Genomic DNA, 15,250 nt, shown 5'->3' with positions numbered 1-15,250 from the left:
GCATGACCCAGAAAGACAGGACAAGAACATGAAGGGCGATTCCAAGACCATAGCGCTGCTCAACGATCTGCTGGCCGAAGAGCTGTCCGCCGCCGACCAGTATTTCATCCATGCCGAGATGTACAAGGACATGGGGCTGAACAAGCTGTTCGAGCGCATCGACCACGAGCGCGAGGATGAACTGGAGCATGCGCGCACGCTGATCGCCCGCACCCTGTTCTTGCAGGGCCGCCCCGACGTGGCCCGCCGCGTGCCGATCAAGGTGGGCGAGGACGTGCCGGCGATGCTGAAGGCCGACCTGGAAGTGGAGTACCGAGTCGGCGCCTTGCTGAAGGAGGTGATCGCCCACTGCGAGAGCGTGCGCGACTACGTGACCCGCGACGCGCTGATGGTGCTGCTGGAAGAAACCGAAAACGACCACGCGCACTGGCTGGAGCAGCAACTGAAGCTGATCGAGCTGATGGGCGTGGAGAACTACCAGCAGGCGCAGATGTAAGCGTTCGCCGCGTTCGACGGCATGCCCGGCCTTGGCCGGGCATTTTCTTTGTCCGGCCGCCGCGGTGTTTGACCCCGCTCAGCGCGCCGGTTTTCGATCTCCAGCAAAATCAAGGACATCTCCAGCACTCAGCGAAGAAAGTTTCCGATGTCCGACGATTACGCGATCGACCTCTCCGTCACCTGGCTGGGCCAGGCCATGCCGGGCTGCCTGTACAACGCCTCGGGCGTGTGGTGCCGGGAAGAGGAGGAGCTGGAGGCGGTGCGCGCCTCCGCCGCCGCCGCGGTGGTCAGCAAGAGCGCCACGCTGGCCCCGCGCGACGGCAATCCCGAGCCGCGCTACTGCCAGACGCCGCTAGGCAGCATCAACTCGATGGGCCTGCCCAACCGCGGCTTCGACTACTACCTGGATTATGCGCGCCGCTATCGCTACGGCAGCGGCAAACCGCTGTTCCTGTCCTTGTCCGGCCTGTCGCTGGACGACAATTGCGCGATGTTGCGCGCGTTGGCGGAGGAGGGCCTGCCGGCGGTGCCGGAAGTCAATCTGTCCTGTCCCAACGTGCCGGGCAAACCGCAGTTGGGCTACGATTTCGCCGCGACGGCGGAGGCGCTGGACGCCTTCGACGCCGCCTATCCCGGCTTGTACGGCGTCAAGCTGCCGCCGTATTTCGATCCCGCCCATTTCGCCGCGATGGCGGAGATATTGAATCGCCACCCGCGGCTGGCCTTCGTCACTTGCATCAATTCGATAGGCAACGGACTGGTGGTGGACATCGACAGCGAGGCGGTGGTGATCAAGCCCAAGGACGGTTTGGGCGGGCTGGGCGGCGATTACGTGCTGCCGACCGCGCTGGCCAATGTGCGGGAGTTTTACCGGCTGCTGCCGGGCAAGGATGTGGTGGGCTGCGGCGGGGTGAAGAGCGGCCGCGAAGCCTTCATGCACATCCTGGCCGGCGCGCGCGCGGTGCAGGTGGGCACTTGCCTCTATCACGAGGGGCCGGGCGCCTTCGCCCGCATCTCCTCGGAACTGGCGGTGCTGATGCGCGCCAAGGGCTACCGCAGCTTGGACGCGTTCCGCGGCAGGCTGCGCACCCTGTAGGCGGTTTTCCTCAATCGAAGCGCCAGCACGCCATCGACAGCGAACCCATCCGCCAGTCGTCGTGCAGCTTGACCGGAACCGCGTCGTCGTCCGACGCGCCCAGCGCCACCAATAGCGGCTGGAAGTGCTCGTCGCTGGGGTGGTTCTCGTTCGGGTAGGGCGCGCGCTGTTGCCAGCGGACGATGTCGTCGCGGCGGTTTGCCAGCAGCGCCTGGTCCATCCAGTCGGCGAAGCCCGCCGCCCAGGGCGCGGGTTCGCTGCCTTCCGGGCTGAGCTCCCACAGATTATGCGTGTAGCTGCCGCTGCCCATCACCAGCACGTTTTCGTCGCGCAGCGGCTTGAGCGCCCGGCCCAGCGCATAATGCTCGGCGGCGCCTGCCTTGTGGTGCAGCGAGATCATCACCAGCGGGATGTCGGCCTGGGGGAACATCAGCAGCAGCGGCGTCCACATGCCGTGGTCCAGCGGCCGTTCGGCGGTGGCGGCCACCGGCAGGCCGGCAGCATCCAACAGGCCGATCACGCGTTCGGCCAGCGCCGCGTCGGTGGCGGCCGGGTAGCGCAGCGTGCGCAGCACCGGCGGAAAGCCGCCGAAGTCGTACAGGGTGTCGGGCCTGGGCTGCAGATTGACGGTGAGGGCGCGCGTCTCCCAGTGGGCGGACACGATGACGATGGCGCGCGGGCGCGGCCAGTCGCGGCCCAATTGTTCCAGGAAGTGGCGGGTGGGGCTGTCTTCTATCGGCAGCGTAGGCGCGCCGTGGGAAATGAACAGCGAGGGTTGTCGGGTGGTCATGATCTGTTGCCTGCAATGAGGGTATGGCAACAGCTTACGCCGGCGTGGCGGTTAAAAAAACGCCGGTTTTCTCACTTAATTGTTTACTTTGGTTCAATAAATATCGGCTCAACGCGCGGTAGACGCCGCCGCGGGGCGCGGCGCTGGCGCTACGCCGTGTTGCAGCCACAGCAGGCAGCCGGCGCAGAAGATGGCCAGGCCCAGCCAACGCCGCCAGCGGCGGCGCGGCGCAGGGGCGGGTTTGTTGGCCTTGTGGCGGGATGGGAAGGGGCTGACGGTTTGCATGGCGGTTCTCACGTGAATGGCTTTCCACAATAATGATAATGATTATCATTTAAATCAAGAGGGAAGAAAAAGCCGGCGGAGCTTTCGCCCGGCCGGCCGTTCAGCTCTGCGTCAGATCTTCAGGCCGAGCGCCTTGGCCACGCCGGCGCCGTAGGCGGGATCGGCCTTGGCGCAGTTGGCGATGTGGCGGCGCTTGATCGCCTCGTCGACGCCGCCCATCGCGCGGGCGGTGTTGTCGAACAGCACTTGTTGCTGGGCTGGCGTCATCAGCCGGAACAGCGCGCCGGGCTGGCTGTAGTAGTCGTCATCGTCTGCGCGGAAGTCGTAGTGGTAGGCGTTGCCTTGCAGCGCGAGCGGCGGCTCGTCGAACGCCGGCTGCTGCTGCCACTTGCCCTGGCTGTTCGGCTCGTAGCCGATGGTCGCGCCGGCATTGCTGTCCACCCGCATCGCGCCGTCGCGGTGATAGCTGTTGTGGAAGGGGCAGCGCGGCGCGTTGACCGGGATCAGGTGGTGGTTGACGCCCAGCCGGTAGCGCTCGGCGTCGCCGTAGGCGAACAAGCGGCCTTGCAGCATGCGGTCGGGCGAGAAGCCGATGCCAGGCACCACATTGGCGGGGTTGAACGCGGCCTGCTCCACGTCGGCGAAGTAGTTCTGCGGGTTGCGGTTCAGCTCCAGGACGCCGACCTCGATCAGCGGGTAGTCCTTGTGCGACCATACCTTGGTCAGGTCGAAGGGATTGAAGGGACAAGCGTCGGCCTGGGCTTCGGTCATCACCTGGATGTACAGGGTCCAGCGCGGGAAATCGCCGCGGTCTATGCTTTCCAGCAGATCGCGCTGCGCGCTCTCTCGGTCCTGGCCCACCAGCTTTTCCGCCTCGGCGTCGCTCAGGTTCTGGATGCCCTGCTGGGTGTGGAAGTGGAACTTGACCCAGTGGCGCTCGCCCTTGGCGCTGATCAAGCTGAAGGTGTGGCTGCCGAAACCGTGCATGTGGCGGTAGCTGGCCGGGATGCCGCGGTCGCTCATCACGATGGTGACCTGGTGCAGCGCTTCCGGCAGCAGGGTCCAGAAGTCCCAGTTGGCGTTGGCGTCGCGCATATTGGTGTACGGATTGCGCTTCACCGCGCGGTTGAGATCGGGGAATTTCAGCGGATCGCGCAGGAAGAACACCGGCGTGTTGTTGCCCACCAGGTCCCAGTTGCCTTCCTCGGTGTAGAACTTGACGGCGAAGCCGCGGATGTCGCGCTCGGCGTCGGCCGCGCCGCGCTCGCCGGCCACGGTGGAGAAGCGCAGGAACAGGTCGGTCTTCTTGCCGATGTCGGAGAACAGCGCGGCGCGGGTGTAGCGGCTGATGTCATGGGTGACGGTGAAGGTGCCGAAGGCGCCGGAACCCTTGGCGTGCATCCGCCGCTCCGGAATCACTTCGCGGTCGAAGTGGGCCAGTTTTTCCAGATACCACACGTCCTGCAGCAGCATTGGGCCGCGCGGGCCGGCGGTCTGCGCGTTCTGGTTGTCGACGACCGGGGCGCCGGCGGCGGTGGTGAGGTTGTGCTTGCTCATCCTGCTTTCTCCTTGAGTGGGGAATCTTCGGGAAGGACTCATTGCAGCCAGGCGAAGCCCGACCACATGTCCAGCAAGGTGTGACGCCAGTTCTGTTTCATGACTCTCTCCCGATAGTTGACGCTCGCAGTATCCGCAAGTTTGATAGTTTTGTTAAATCAATTATTTTAAGTTGATAGTTAGTTTTTCTTAATGACGGAAAATGGGCCGCGCGCGGGCGCAAAAAAACCCGGCGGGGCCGGGCTGTTCGCGGGGGAATGAGGGATCAGTCCCAGGGCACGTCGACGGCGCCGCCCGCGTCGGAGGGAGCCGGTTGCGACGCTTGCGCCGGCGCGGGGGCCGCCGGCTGCGCCTGGCTGTCTTCCACGCCGCCCAGCGCCTCCACCAGCGCTTCCACCAGTTCGCCCAGTTCTTCGCTCATCAGGATGAAGGTGGCTTCGAACAGGCTTTCGCGGTCGTCGCCGGCCTGGCTGGCTTCGTCTTGCAGCATGTCCAGGAACTGGATGCGCTTCAGTTGCAGGGTATCGGTCAGCTGGAAGCGGATTTTCTCGTTCCAGATCAGGCCCAGTTTGGTGGCCTGCTTGCCGGTGGCGATATGCTGGCGAATCTCGTCGCTGGTCAGGTCGATGCGGCTGCAGCGCACCACCGCGCCGTTTTCGCTGCCGTCCTTCAGTTCGCAATCGGCGTCCAGCTCGAAGCCGCCCGGCGCCTCGCCGGCGGCCAGCCAGTCGGTCATCGCGGTGTGCGGCGCGATCTGGGTGCGCGGCAGCGCGGCCGGGAAGGGCGGCAGCGCCTCGCGCAGCTTGGAGACCAGCGCCTCGGCCTTGCTGGACGAGCCGGAGTCCACCATCAGCCAGCCGCGGGCGATGTCGAGGTAGGCGCTGGTGCGGCCGCTGCGCACGAAGGCGCGCGGCAGCAGGTCGTCTGTGATCTGCTCTTTCAGCGCCAGCTTTTCCTTGCGGCCGACCTTGCGCAGCTCCTTGTCTTCGATCTCCTGCACCTTCATTTCGACGAAGTCGCGGATCACCGAAGCCGGCAAAACCTTGTCTTCGCGGCGCATGGAAACCATCAGGCTGCCGCGGGCGGCGTAGACCGGCGCTTCCAGGTGTCCGGCGGGCGGCACCCAGCCTTCGCTGAACCAATCCAGGCCCATGCAGGGTTGAAACGGACGTTTTTCCAATGCCTGCAACAGCTTATCGGCGTCCACCAGGCTTTCGCCGCTCAAACGATAAAAAGATAGTTGCCTAAACCACATATTTGTTCCATAATGCGCGTCCTCTGAAGCCGCTGATTGTACCGCAGCAAGCGATGCAGCAGCAGTTTTTCAGACAAGCAGTTTGTAAGCGGTCGTCGGAGTGTAGCTTAGCCTGGTAGAGCGCTACGTTCGGGACGTAGAGGCCGGAGGTTCGAATCCTCTCACTCCGACCAGTTAACAAATTGCTTGTCAGAAAATGAAGTCTGAGGTAAAGTAGCTTCTCTCGACGCAAGTCGAAAAGCAGTAGAATCGGAGTGTAGCTTAGCCTGGTAGAGCGCTACGTTCGGGACGTAGAGGCCGGAGGTTCGAATCCTCTCACTCCGACCAGGATTCAAAAAAAGCCTTGATTTTCAAATTCAGAGAATCAGGGCTTTTTTTACAGATTGGTTCGCCGGTATAGCTCAGTTGGTAGAGCAGCGCATTCGTAATGCGAAGGTCGGGGGTTCGACTCCTCTTACCGGCACCATAGAAATCAAGGGGTTAGGCGGCTATGTCGTCTAGCCCCTTTTCTATTTGTGCCGTATTTGTGTCACGACTGTTCAGAATGATATCTATCTGCTTGGCGTGGGCGCTGAGGTGAGACGGTGCCAAGTGCGCATAACGCATCACCATTTCGAGCGTTTCCCATCCGCCCATTTCTTTTAGGACGGGGAGAGGGACGCCGGCTTGAACAAGCCAAGAGGCCCGAGTATGGCGGAGGTCGTGAAACGTAAAGTTTTCGATCCCAGCCGCGCGTAGTGCAGTTTTAAAGCCCTTATTTGCATCAACGCGCATTTTCCGAACTTTTTCTGTCCGAGTGCCGTTTGATCTGGTAGCCTCCGTTGTGTAGACAAACACCCAACGCGGGTGTTTGCCGATTTGTTTCCGTAGTATGTTGCAAGCTGTGTCATTCAGAGCGACGCCAATTGCTTTGCCGGCCTTGGCGTCCTCTGGATGTATCCATGCAATTTTTTGCGCCATGTCGATCTGTGACCATTCCAGATGAACAATATTTGAGCGGCGCAGTCCTGTTGCCAGGGAAAATACTACGACGCTTTTTAGCGGGTCTTCGAGCACGTCAATAAGTCGTTGTGCTTCATCTTTTGTAATCCACCGTATCCGCTTATTTTTAGCTTTGGGGGTTCTTATTTTGGGAACCGTTTCAAGCCATTTCCATTCATGCGCTGCATTCAGCAATGCCCGAATAAAAGCAAGGTGGGTTGCTCTTGTTGCAACAGCTACCGGCTTGGGTTCATATTCAGGAACTGGCTTGCCTTCCCTCATAAGCCGATTGCACATTTTTTGCCAATTGAGCAGATGGCGGCGATTCTCCATCTTGCTGACGGCGCGTGTAATTTCCTCCTCTGTTATTTTGGCGAGTGGCCAGCCTTGGAAGTGAAGTAGGGCTTTGTTGCACAAATCAGGGCTTGCGTCCGTCCGGTAGAATGACAGCATGAGCAAGCCCCTTCCTCCCAAGTACCAAACCATCAACTGGCAGTCCTACAACCAGTCCCTCAAGCAACGAGGGCAGCTCCTTCTCTGGCTCGACAAAGGCATGAACTGGTTGGCTCCGGCTACCGGCAAACGGGGACGGCAGTCCACTTTCGCCGATGCTGCCATCCAGTTTTGTCTCACCATCAAATGCCTGTTTGGCCTGGCGCTACGGCAAGCCACAGGCATGGTCGAAAGCATGTTGCGCCTGGCTGGACTTGACTGGGCCGTTCCCGACTTCAGCACGCTTTCCCGCAGGCAGAAAGACCTGCAGGTCCGCATCCCGGTACAGAAAAAGCAAGATTATCTGCATCTCTTGGTGGATAGCACCGGCATCAAGATGTTGGGTGAAGGCGAGTGGAAGGTGAAAAAGTATGGTGCTGACTACCGCCGCCAATGGCGCAAGCTGCATCTGGGAATTGATGCGCAAACGCTGGAAATCCAGGCAATGGAAGTGACCGACAATCGCACTGGAGATGCCACGATGCTGCCAGAGCGGCTATCGCAAATTCCGGCGGCAAATTCCGGCGACAGAGGGACTCGTGACAGTGACCACGGATGGGGCGTACGACACCCGTCTATGTCATGCCGCGATTGTGGAGCGCGGAGCTGCGGCCATCATTCCCCCACATCGAAACGGCCAATTCTGGCAAGGGAATTCACGGGGCAATCAGGCTCGCAATGAGTCGCTACGCTCGGTGAAGTATCTGGGACGCACGCTCTGGGAAAAGTGGAGTGGCTACCATCGCCGCAGTCTGGTCGAAACGAAGACGCACTGTTTCAAATTGCTGGCAGACCGGGTTAAGTCACGGGACTTTGACCGGCAGGTGGCGGAGCTTCAAATCTGTGCAGCGATTCTAAATCGCTTCACAGCACTGGGCACGCCGCAAACGGTCCGCATGGGATAAATCCGTCTGGGGATTGGGGTAGTTCGACCTGCGGCTGATTTGTGCAACAAAGCCCCTCAAGCCGGAGGAGGCCACCGCCGGGCGCGTCTGGAGTCCATGAGGTGCCGGGTCTGCCCCACTGACACCATTCAACGGAGCCGTCGCGCATGAGTACTGGCAGGCGTGGCTGTGAGTCGGTCCAGCGGATAGCCTGCCCGTTGAACTCAATGCCTGAGCACATATTTAGGTGGCATCAAGAAAGGATTAACTGCCTCGCTTCATGTATACGTAATACCAATTCTTGGGATAGATTTCGTGTTCATTGTATTGATCTTCCTGCACACCAAAAACAACTGTAAGAGGGACCGCGCTCTTGGTGGAAATGAACTTGTAAAAAGCATAATTCAGTCCATTTCTATTTGATGATGCGAACTCTTTGTAATTGCTTGTCGGAGAGAAGTCGATTCTTTGGGCTTGATTTTCCAAATTGGAAAGTAGAAATTTATCTACTAGCTTTAAGTTAAGTTTTGCATAGTCGGTAGGCTCGAAGTCGGTAAGTATCGGGAATTTGTACAGATTTAGCATGGACAAGCTGCTATATTCCCAGGGGGCTTTATCATCTTTTCTTAAGATGGAGCTGGAAAATTCACCATATACACCCTTTGTCGATGACGTTGGCTCCTTAATGATATAGGTGTTGGTCATGGTGGCAGAGATGATTGGTGCGGTAAGTAATTTGGGTGCCCATAATTTTACGTCAACATTAATATTGGTTCGATCAACTTCCTCTGGTGTGATTAATCCCGATAAAATGTCCAAGTTTAACTTTAAAAAACTCTCTAGCTGAGTCTTGTCTATTGGTGTTAGTTTCTTTTTATTCATTCGTTCGCTAATAAAGCTGTCGTATTTTGTTATTAGTCCATCTTTGTCGAGGATGTGGTCTTTTGTTTTGGGGGATTTTTCTTCATCATTTATGTTCATGATGATAACTCCAGAGATGATAATGGCGATAATCGCGAGCAGTGAAAGCGGGATGGCTTTTCTTTTAAGCATTGCTTTATTTGCCCTTGAAGGATGAAGGATTAAGTGTCGGGTCTGGCGTTTCTTTTGATGGATTATTTCCATCGGCCATGATTTTTTGCCATTGAGCTTCGTCTGGCTCTAATGTAATTTCGTCATCGGGATATTTGTTGTGAATGTCTTCGTAGAATGCATATGGATTTACTACTTCATCGAATGACAAAGTCGCACTCTTTCCAACAAGACTTTCCCCTTTTGGAACGCCAGACCACCCGACGGCAATGATATCTCTAGCACTGCGTGCGCAGGTGAAGTTTAGAAGGATATTGTAGTTTCGGTCTCCGGCTAATACGTCAGCGCGGTATGCCTTTCCTTTTGCTAGCATTTTCTCATATTGTGACTCGTTGATGATTAGCCTGTAAAGGCGAGTCTTTCCTGGAATGTGATACTCTGGAGTTCCTTTTCCATAGGCGCGCTGCATTGTCGATGCTCCGGGCTGAGGGCCAAGACTGTAGAAGAATGTAATTTTTAAGTTCTTCGTCAGATACATGAATGTGTGGCCTGGGTCCTCAAGGACATGATGGACTTTCCGTTTTACCCCTTTGCCTACGTCAACGTCACGGTATACTTGCGGATTATTGACTTCAAAGCCAATAACGAGAACGTAAACATCCTCCTTATGTTCCGCAGTTGCATTCTTATCCTTCGGCTTTGTTGTTGCCGTAGTTTGTTTTGGTTGTGCCATGATAACTAATCTTCCAAATGATTTCCCATTGCGCCGTGATCTAGCTGCACTGATAGATCATTTGGATTGCTTGTGTGTATTCGCTGCGTTCGGCCGTATTTGTCGGTAATACCCTTGAGGGTTTTTCCCTTCCCATCCTTAATGATGTAGGGCATGTTCTTTTGAATGTTGCCTTTAGCATCCTGCACAACAAATGAAAGGCTGTGCAAATCTGCGGATGGCATTTTGTTCATATTCATTCCGATTTGCGCTGGGCCTGAGAGTGCGATATTCTGCCCGCGAATGCTTACTGTTCCAGGGCAATGTATTTCAATGTTGCCGCCGGATATTCTTATGTAGCCCCCACCTGCCATTTTTCTCTCCAAGATTAGATTATTTTGAAATTGATTGTCAATATATGCATTTTATGGCTTGGCTGATATGACCTTCCTTATTGCAATGCAGGCCCGTGATAGCGTTGTCGTGTCTGCTGATAACAAGATACTTATATCAAATAGCGCTCAAGATGTTTTCGATAAAAGCGTGCATGCCGAAAAAATTCACTATTGGGATGGCGGGGTACTCACTGGAACCGGTGAGTACTGCGTTATCTATCGGATGCTGAAGTATTTGCGCAATGGAATCGATATACTCTTGCTTCCGTCGTTATTGGAAAAAGAAAAGGAGTTTAGGCGGCGAGAGGTAGGTAGATGTGACCAGATTGATATTACACAGTTGATCGTGTCTGCTCCAACGGAGCATGGTCCTAGGCTCTACATCGTCAGCAGCCAGTCTGTTGAGCAGGTAACTCCCGGAGAGTTACTAATTTTCTTTCCTCTGGACTACGATTTCTTTTCGGTTTCTTCAAATGCAATAAGTAGTTTGAACGCATCTATCAATGCCAAAGAAAGTTTTTCTACGCCTGCCAAGTGGGTTAATTTTTATGCGGCGCGGTTTGTGGAAATTTACTTGCTTCAGCACCAGGGCAATGAGCAAATTAGCGAGAGCTTTCACATGTACTTTCAGGCTAGTGATTTTGCTAGAACATTCTTTGTACCCAATGCCCATCATTGCTAGAGGTGAAGTGCTATCAGCCGCTTTTGACCTGCCCTAGCGTGCTGATGAGCTTGGCTCCGCAACTGACTGCGTGACCTTCCAGGGCAACGGCTTTGCCGTTTACGGTCCAAGACGAGTCACCTTCAACGATTGTGCAGTTCGTGTGTCCTTGTCGGGGGCAGCTTACGCTGTCGCCAACTAGCGCGATAGGCTTACCGAATGCGGTTGTTGTGCTGGATGCGCTGGTAACATTTCCGCCGTGGTCGGTCGGATCGCCTATCCGTATAACTGGTTTCATTTGTCGGGGATGAGAGAAGGGCAATCTAAGGATGTTGCCACAGGGGATAGGTCTAGTCTGCTGGCCAATGGTCTGGGCTACAGTCTGTTGCCTGTCTGGGGGTGAGGAGGGCGATGAAGCTGTGTGGATGTGACGCATTTGTGCCGCGCACTGTGCCGCAGCCGTGTCAAATGGGGGATATTTCTTGCCGGAAACTGCATTGCGAATGCGAATAACGGCATTAAAAACAAATACTTATGTTTTGGTCGTGTGATTCGTAATGCGAAGGTCGGGGGTTCGACTCCTCTTACCGGCACCATAAAGATCAAGGGCTTAGTCGCAAGACTAAGCCCTTTCTTTATTGCCCGCTTTTTTGCCCAAATATAAACAGGGCCCATTTTGAATCGCCGGATATTGGATCTGGAATTCAAAACGGGCCCGTTGTTTTATTGGCGGGAATGATTTGCCTAAACCGGACGCCAGGCCGGCAGCAGTCGCTCCAGGTGAGCCGCCGCGGCCAGCAACTGGTGCTCGTCCCAATGGCGTCCCACCAGTTGCAGCCCGATCGGCATGCCGCTGTCCGGGCAGCGGCCGGCCGGAATCACCGCCGCCGGCGAACCGCTGAGGCTGAACGGGAAGACGTAGCGGTAGGCGCCCGGCTCGCGCAGCGATTCGCCGTGGCGGAAGGCGATGTCCGGATAGACCGGGCAGATCAGCACGTCGATGTCGCGGAACATCATGGCCAGCCGGTGGCGAACCGTGTCCCGCATCACCAGCGACGCGCGCAGCTCGTCCACGCTCATTTCCAGTTCGCCGCTCCACTCCAGCAGTTGGGCGATGGGCGCGGAGAACGCGGTTTTTCCCATCCGGCTGAAGAGTTGCTTCCAGCCGCGGCCGCCGTCGCCGCCCAGCACCAGCACTTTCCATAAAGCATCAAAAGCCTCGTCAACCATCGGCGGGACGACTTCAGCCACTGACGCTGCGGCGCCGTCCAGCAGCGCCGCAGCATGCTGCAGCAGCGCGGACGTGGCCGCGGAGGGCCGGGCCGGGCCGGCGCTTTCCTGCCAGACGCCGATGCGCAGCGCGGACAGCGGCTGCTCGCGGTAGTCGCGGAACGGCGCCGGCACGGTGTCCGGGTCCTTGCCGTCCGGGCCGCTGATCAGCTGGCCCAGCAGCGCGATGTCGTCGACGCCGCGCCCCATCACCGCGAACGAGGAGCTGAGGTGGAACAGGCCGGAGCGGTCGTGCGGGAACTGGCCGGTCAGCGGCGCGCGCCATTGCGTCAGCTTCAGCCCGCACACGCCGTTGAAGTGGGCGGGCACGCGCACGCTGCCGCAGGCGTCGGACGCCAGCCCGCCCGGGCTCATGCCGGCGGCGATGGCCGAGGCCTCGCCGCCGCTGCTTCCGCCGGCGGAGCGCTCTGGATCGTGCGGATTGAGCGTGCGGCCGTACAGCAGGTTGTCGGTATCGAAGGCCATGCACATTTCCGGCACATTGCTGAGGCCGAGGGCGATGGCGCCGGCGTCGAATAATCGCTGGACCACGGTGGCGTTGGCTTCGCTGGCCGCGCCGTGGAGCTCGCGCACGCCGCGGCTGGGGTGGAAGCCGCGGACGTGGCAGGCATCCTTCAAGCTGAGCGGCACGCCGTGCAACGGTCCCTGGGGGCGGCCGCGCCGCAGCGCGGCGTCGGCGGCGTCAGCCTCGGCCAGCACGCGTTGCGGGGGCGCCTGCTCGATGATTGCGTTCAGCTGGGGATTGCGCTCGGCGATGCGCGCCAGGTAGTGCTCGGCCAGGTCGCGGCTGGCCAAGCGGCCGCGCTGCTGCAGGTCGGCCATCTCCCTCAGGCTCAGGGTGTCGATGTCTGTCATGGCATCCTCACATCTTGCGCAACAGCGCGTTGGGCAGGCGGTACATGGAGCGGGTGACGCGGCGCATCACCGAGATCTTCCACGCCGGCAGGGCGGCCACGGCTTCCAGCGCCTCGCGGGTGCGTTTCAGCGCCTCGTCTATGGTCTCGGCGCTGACGGTCAGCGGCGGGTAGTAACGCAGCACTGGGCGCTCGGCGCGTTCGTTCATCGAGTGGCCGGTGTGCACGTTGCGCTTGCCTAGCTCCATCGACAGCAGCGATTCGTACACCGCGCCCTTCAGCCGCAGGCCGGTCATCAGGCCGATGCCGGGCACGTCTTCGATGATGTCGGGGAAGCGGCGGGCCAGTTGCATCAGGCCCTGGCGCAGTTGCTGGCCACGCTCCACCGACGCCTGCAACAGGTTTTCCTCCTCGATCACGTCCAGCGCGGCCAGCGCGGCGGCGCAGGCGAAGGGATGGCCGCCGCAACTGTCGTGGTCGTCCGGCGGGGCGGGCAGCCGCTCCAGCGTTTGCTTGCGGTACATCGCGCAGGCGATGGAGGCGTAACCGCCGGTCAGTCCCTTGGACAGGATCAGGATGTCGGGCTCGATGTTGGCGTATTCCACCGCGAACATCTTGCCGCAACGGCCGAAGGCGGTTTGAATCTCGTCGGCCACCAGCAGGGTGCCGGTGCGGTCGCACAGCGCGCGGATGTCTTCCATATAGCCCAGTGGCGGCATGCGCAGGTGGGCGCCGCCCAGTATCGGCTCCAGGTAGACGGCGCAGGCGCCGTCGCCGACGGCCTCGCGCATCGCGGCCATGTCGCCGTAGGGCACGATGACCACGTCGGCCGACAGCTTGCCGAAGCTGGCCTCGTGCTGGCGCTGGCCGAGTATGCTCATCGCCGCCAGCGTCTTGCCGTGGTAGGCGCCGGCGGTGATGACGATGCGCCGGCGCGGCGCGTTGGCGGCCAGCGCGTAGCGCAGCGAGTGCTCCACCGCCTCGGCGCCGGACAGCATGTAGCGGACGTCGGCCCAGTCGCCGGGCGCCAGCGCTTTCAGGCGTTCGGTCAGCTCCTGCTGGACCGGGTGGGCCGCGCCGCGCGGCGTCCAGGCCAGCTGAGCCAGCTGGGCGTCGACGCGGCGCTGCACGGCGGGGTGGCGGTGGCCGACGATGAAGACGCCGTAGCTGCAGGCGAAGTCCAGGTAGCGGCGGCCGGTATGGTCGCGCACCTCGCAGCCGGAGGCTTCCGCCTCCACCTGGCTGCCGGCGATCCGGTACAGCTTGGCGGCGGACGCGCCCCAGTGTTTTTCGCAGTCATCCAGCAATTGCCGGCGGTCAATGGCGGCGGTGGTCATCGAATGTCCTCCTGATGATGTCGAGAGCGGCATCCAGCGCCTGGGGGCGGGTGGCGGCCGAGGGGTGCAGGGTGAGTGTGCGGCCGCGCGGCGGGCGGGTCAGCACGCCGGCGGCCAGCAGCCGGTCGGGCAGTCCGGCGGCGTCCAGTCCGTCCGGCAGGCGCAGGTTGGCGATGCCGCCGACCACGCCGGACACGTACTCCGGCAGCGCGCCGGCGATCTGTTTGCCCAGCGCCTGGAAGCGTTCAGGGGCCTTGTGCCGCGCGGCGTGCTCCAGCGCCGCCAGCGCGGCGGTGCAGGACAGCGGATTGCCGCCGGTGGTGCTGCCATGCTTGGCGGGGGAGCTGCAGCCGTACACCTGGTAGGCGCGCTCCGCCGAGGTGAAGTAGCAGCCTATCGGCACTGCGCCGCCGCCCAATGCGCCGCCCAGCACCAAAATGTCGGGCACCACGCCGGAAAGTTCGTGGCCGAACATCGTTCCGGCGGCGCCCAGGCAGGTTTCGCTGGCCTGGCAGACCAGGGGCACGCCGGCCGAGCGGGCCAGCGCCGCGACGGCGAGCAGGCGTTCCGGCGGCAGGGCGGCCAGCGAACCGTCGTTCTGGCGGACCAGCGGCGAGTAGCACAGCGCATAGCACTGGGACAGCTCGGCGATGGACGGCAGCGCGCCGTCGCGCTCCACTGTCAGCGTCTCCAGCCCCAGGAAGCGGCGCAGCTGGCCGTAGCCTTCCGGCTCCTCCAGGCAGCGGCCGTAACTGAGGGAGCCGAATTCGCTGCCGCGGATGTGGGCCAGCCGCCGCAGTTGCGGCCGCAGGCCCTTGCACAGCTTCAGCGCGCCTTCGAAGGCTTCGTCGCCGGAACTGCAGACATAGGCGTTGGACAGCGCGGGCGGCAGCATGCCGGCCAATTCGCGGCACAGTGTGAGCAGCGGTTCGGACATCATTACCCGGTTGGACAGCCCCATCACCGAGGCTTGTTCGCGGACTTTGCCGATGATGTCCGGCAGGCCGAAGCCCAGGCCGCCGCTGGCTAGGTCGACGATGCGGCGGCCGCTGGCGTCGATCAGGGTATCGCCCTGCGCGCTGATGATCTGTCCGGCGAAGGCCGGCAAGGGATCGCGTGCGGTCATGGCTG

Annotated in this window: 15 protein-coding genes, 3 tRNA genes and 1 pseudogene; 7 read left to right on the top strand and 12 right to left on the bottom strand. The window is 60.1% G+C overall.

Features of this window, described 5'->3' with window-relative positions; genetic code table 11:
• The first annotated feature begins 28 nt into the window (after window positions 1-28).
• Both bfr and DK842_RS02830 read left to right on the top strand, forming a co-directional pair.
• The gene (bfr, locus tag DK842_RS02835; protein ID WP_114059994.1) at window positions 29-496 is read left to right on the top strand and encodes a bacterioferritin; all 468 of its coding nucleotides are present in this window, start codon (window positions 29-31) and stop codon (window positions 494-496) included.
• Between the two features lie 147 nt (window positions 497-643).
• A complete protein-coding gene (locus tag DK842_RS02830; RefSeq protein ID WP_114059993.1) occupies window positions 644-1,594 on the top strand; it encodes a dihydroorotate oxidase in 951 nt (316 codons plus the stop codon).
• Between the two features lie 10 nt (window positions 1,595-1,604).
• Here DK842_RS02830 and DK842_RS02825 read toward each other — a convergent pair whose 3' ends face one another.
• The 4 genes from DK842_RS02825 to DK842_RS02815 all read right to left on the bottom strand — a co-directional run bounded on the left by DK842_RS02825 (window position 1,605) and on the right by DK842_RS02815 (window position 5,481).
• On the bottom strand, window positions 1,605-2,384 hold the full coding sequence (locus tag DK842_RS02825) for a DODA-type extradiol aromatic ring-opening family dioxygenase (RefSeq protein WP_114059992.1): 780 nt from the start codon (window positions 2,382-2,384) through the stop codon (window positions 1,605-1,607).
• Between the two features lie 108 nt (window positions 2,385-2,492).
• On the bottom strand, window positions 2,493-2,669 hold the full coding sequence (locus DK842_RS23290; RefSeq protein WP_168194806.1) for a hypothetical protein: 177 nt from the start codon (window positions 2,667-2,669) through the stop codon (window positions 2,493-2,495).
• Window positions 2,670-2,780: 111 nt separating this feature from the next.
• A complete protein-coding gene (locus DK842_RS02820; RefSeq protein ID WP_114059991.1) occupies window positions 2,781-4,226 on the bottom strand; it encodes a catalase in 1,446 nt (481 codons plus the stop codon).
• 265 nt (window positions 4,227-4,491) lie between these two features.
• Window positions 4,492-5,481, bottom strand: coding sequence for a recombination-associated protein RdgC (locus DK842_RS02815; protein ID WP_114059990.1), 990 nt, complete (start codon window positions 5,479-5,481; stop codon window positions 4,492-4,494).
• Window positions 5,482-5,577: 96 nt separating this feature from the next.
• Here DK842_RS02815 and DK842_RS02810 point away from each other — a divergent pair.
• The 3 genes from DK842_RS02810 to DK842_RS02800 all read left to right on the top strand — a co-directional run bounded on the left by DK842_RS02810 (window position 5,578) and on the right by DK842_RS02800 (window position 5,947).
• Window positions 5,578-5,654, top strand: a tRNA-Pro gene (locus tag DK842_RS02810).
• 77 nt (window positions 5,655-5,731) lie between these two features.
• A tRNA-Pro gene (locus DK842_RS02805) sits at window positions 5,732-5,808 on the top strand.
• 63 nt (window positions 5,809-5,871) lie between these two features.
• Window positions 5,872-5,947 (top strand) — tRNA-Thr (locus DK842_RS02800).
• A gap of 14 nt (window positions 5,948-5,961) precedes the next feature.
• Here the strand turns inward: DK842_RS02800 and DK842_RS02795 are convergent.
• Window positions 5,962-6,915 (bottom strand): site-specific integrase, encoded by a 954-nt coding sequence (locus DK842_RS02795; RefSeq protein WP_114059989.1) that lies wholly within the window; start codon window positions 6,913-6,915, stop codon window positions 5,962-5,964.
• Here DK842_RS02795 and DK842_RS02790 point away from each other — a divergent pair.
• Window positions 6,914-7,859, top strand: a pseudogene (locus DK842_RS02790) (IS5 family transposase). The gene DK842_RS02795 and the pseudogene DK842_RS02790 sit on opposite strands and share 2 nt — an antisense overlap.
• Window positions 7,860-8,102: 243 nt before the next feature.
• Here the strand turns inward: DK842_RS02790 and DK842_RS02785 are convergent.
• From DK842_RS02785 to DK842_RS02775, 3 genes are read right to left on the bottom strand one after another with little or no spacing between them, the layout of a single operon-like run.
• Window positions 8,103-8,963 carry a hypothetical protein gene (locus tag DK842_RS02785; RefSeq protein WP_145963960.1) on the bottom strand — a complete coding sequence of 287 codons (861 nt, stop codon included), beginning with the start codon at window positions 8,961-8,963 and terminating at the stop codon, window positions 8,103-8,105.
• Complete coding sequence (locus DK842_RS22870; RefSeq protein ID WP_145963959.1) at window positions 8,896-9,603, bottom strand: hypothetical protein; 708 nt, start codon at window positions 9,601-9,603, stop codon at window positions 8,896-8,898. Before DK842_RS22870 ends, DK842_RS02785 begins: the two co-directional genes overlap by 68 nt.
• Before the next feature lie 5 nt (window positions 9,604-9,608).
• Complete coding sequence (locus DK842_RS02775; protein ID WP_114059986.1) at window positions 9,609-9,956, bottom strand: DUF2345 domain-containing protein; 348 nt, start codon at window positions 9,954-9,956, stop codon at window positions 9,609-9,611.
• Window positions 9,957-10,014: 58 nt separating this feature from the next.
• On the opposite strand from DK842_RS02775, the gene DK842_RS02770 reads away from it, so the two are divergent.
• A complete protein-coding gene (locus tag DK842_RS02770; RefSeq protein WP_145963958.1) occupies window positions 10,015-10,659 on the top strand; it encodes a hypothetical protein in 645 nt (214 codons plus the stop codon).
• A gap of 13 nt (window positions 10,660-10,672) precedes the next feature.
• On the opposite strand, the gene DK842_RS02765 is transcribed toward DK842_RS02770, so the two are convergent.
• The 4 genes from DK842_RS02765 to DK842_RS02750 all read right to left on the bottom strand — a co-directional run bounded on the left by DK842_RS02765 (window position 10,673) and on the right by DK842_RS02750 (window position 15,245).
• Window positions 10,673-10,936: a PAAR domain-containing protein gene (locus tag DK842_RS02765; protein ID WP_114059984.1), complete on the bottom strand. Its 264-nt coding sequence runs from the start codon at window positions 10,934-10,936 to the stop codon at window positions 10,673-10,675.
• A 446-nt stretch (window positions 10,937-11,382) separates the two neighbouring features.
• Window positions 11,383-12,783, bottom strand: a complete 1,401-nt coding sequence (locus DK842_RS02760) for an amidase (protein WP_114059983.1) — start codon at window positions 12,781-12,783, stop codon at window positions 11,383-11,385.
• A gap of 7 nt (window positions 12,784-12,790) precedes the next feature.
• Entirely contained in the window at window positions 12,791-14,119 is a 1,329-nt protein-coding gene (locus tag DK842_RS02755) for an aspartate aminotransferase family protein (RefSeq protein WP_114059982.1), read from the bottom strand.
• Window positions 14,100-15,245, bottom strand: coding sequence for an aminotransferase class III-fold pyridoxal phosphate-dependent enzyme (locus tag DK842_RS02750; RefSeq protein WP_114059981.1), 1,146 nt, complete (start codon window positions 15,243-15,245; stop codon window positions 14,100-14,102). Before DK842_RS02750 ends, DK842_RS02755 begins: the two co-directional genes overlap by 20 nt.
• Between the last annotated feature and the right edge of the window lie 5 nt (window positions 15,246-15,250).

It is taken from the genome of Chromobacterium phragmitis (assembly GCF_003325475.1).
Taxonomy (GTDB): Bacteria; Pseudomonadota; Gammaproteobacteria; order Burkholderiales; family Chromobacteriaceae; genus Chromobacterium; species Chromobacterium phragmitis.
This window is presented reverse-complemented; position numbering and strand designations above follow the sequence as displayed.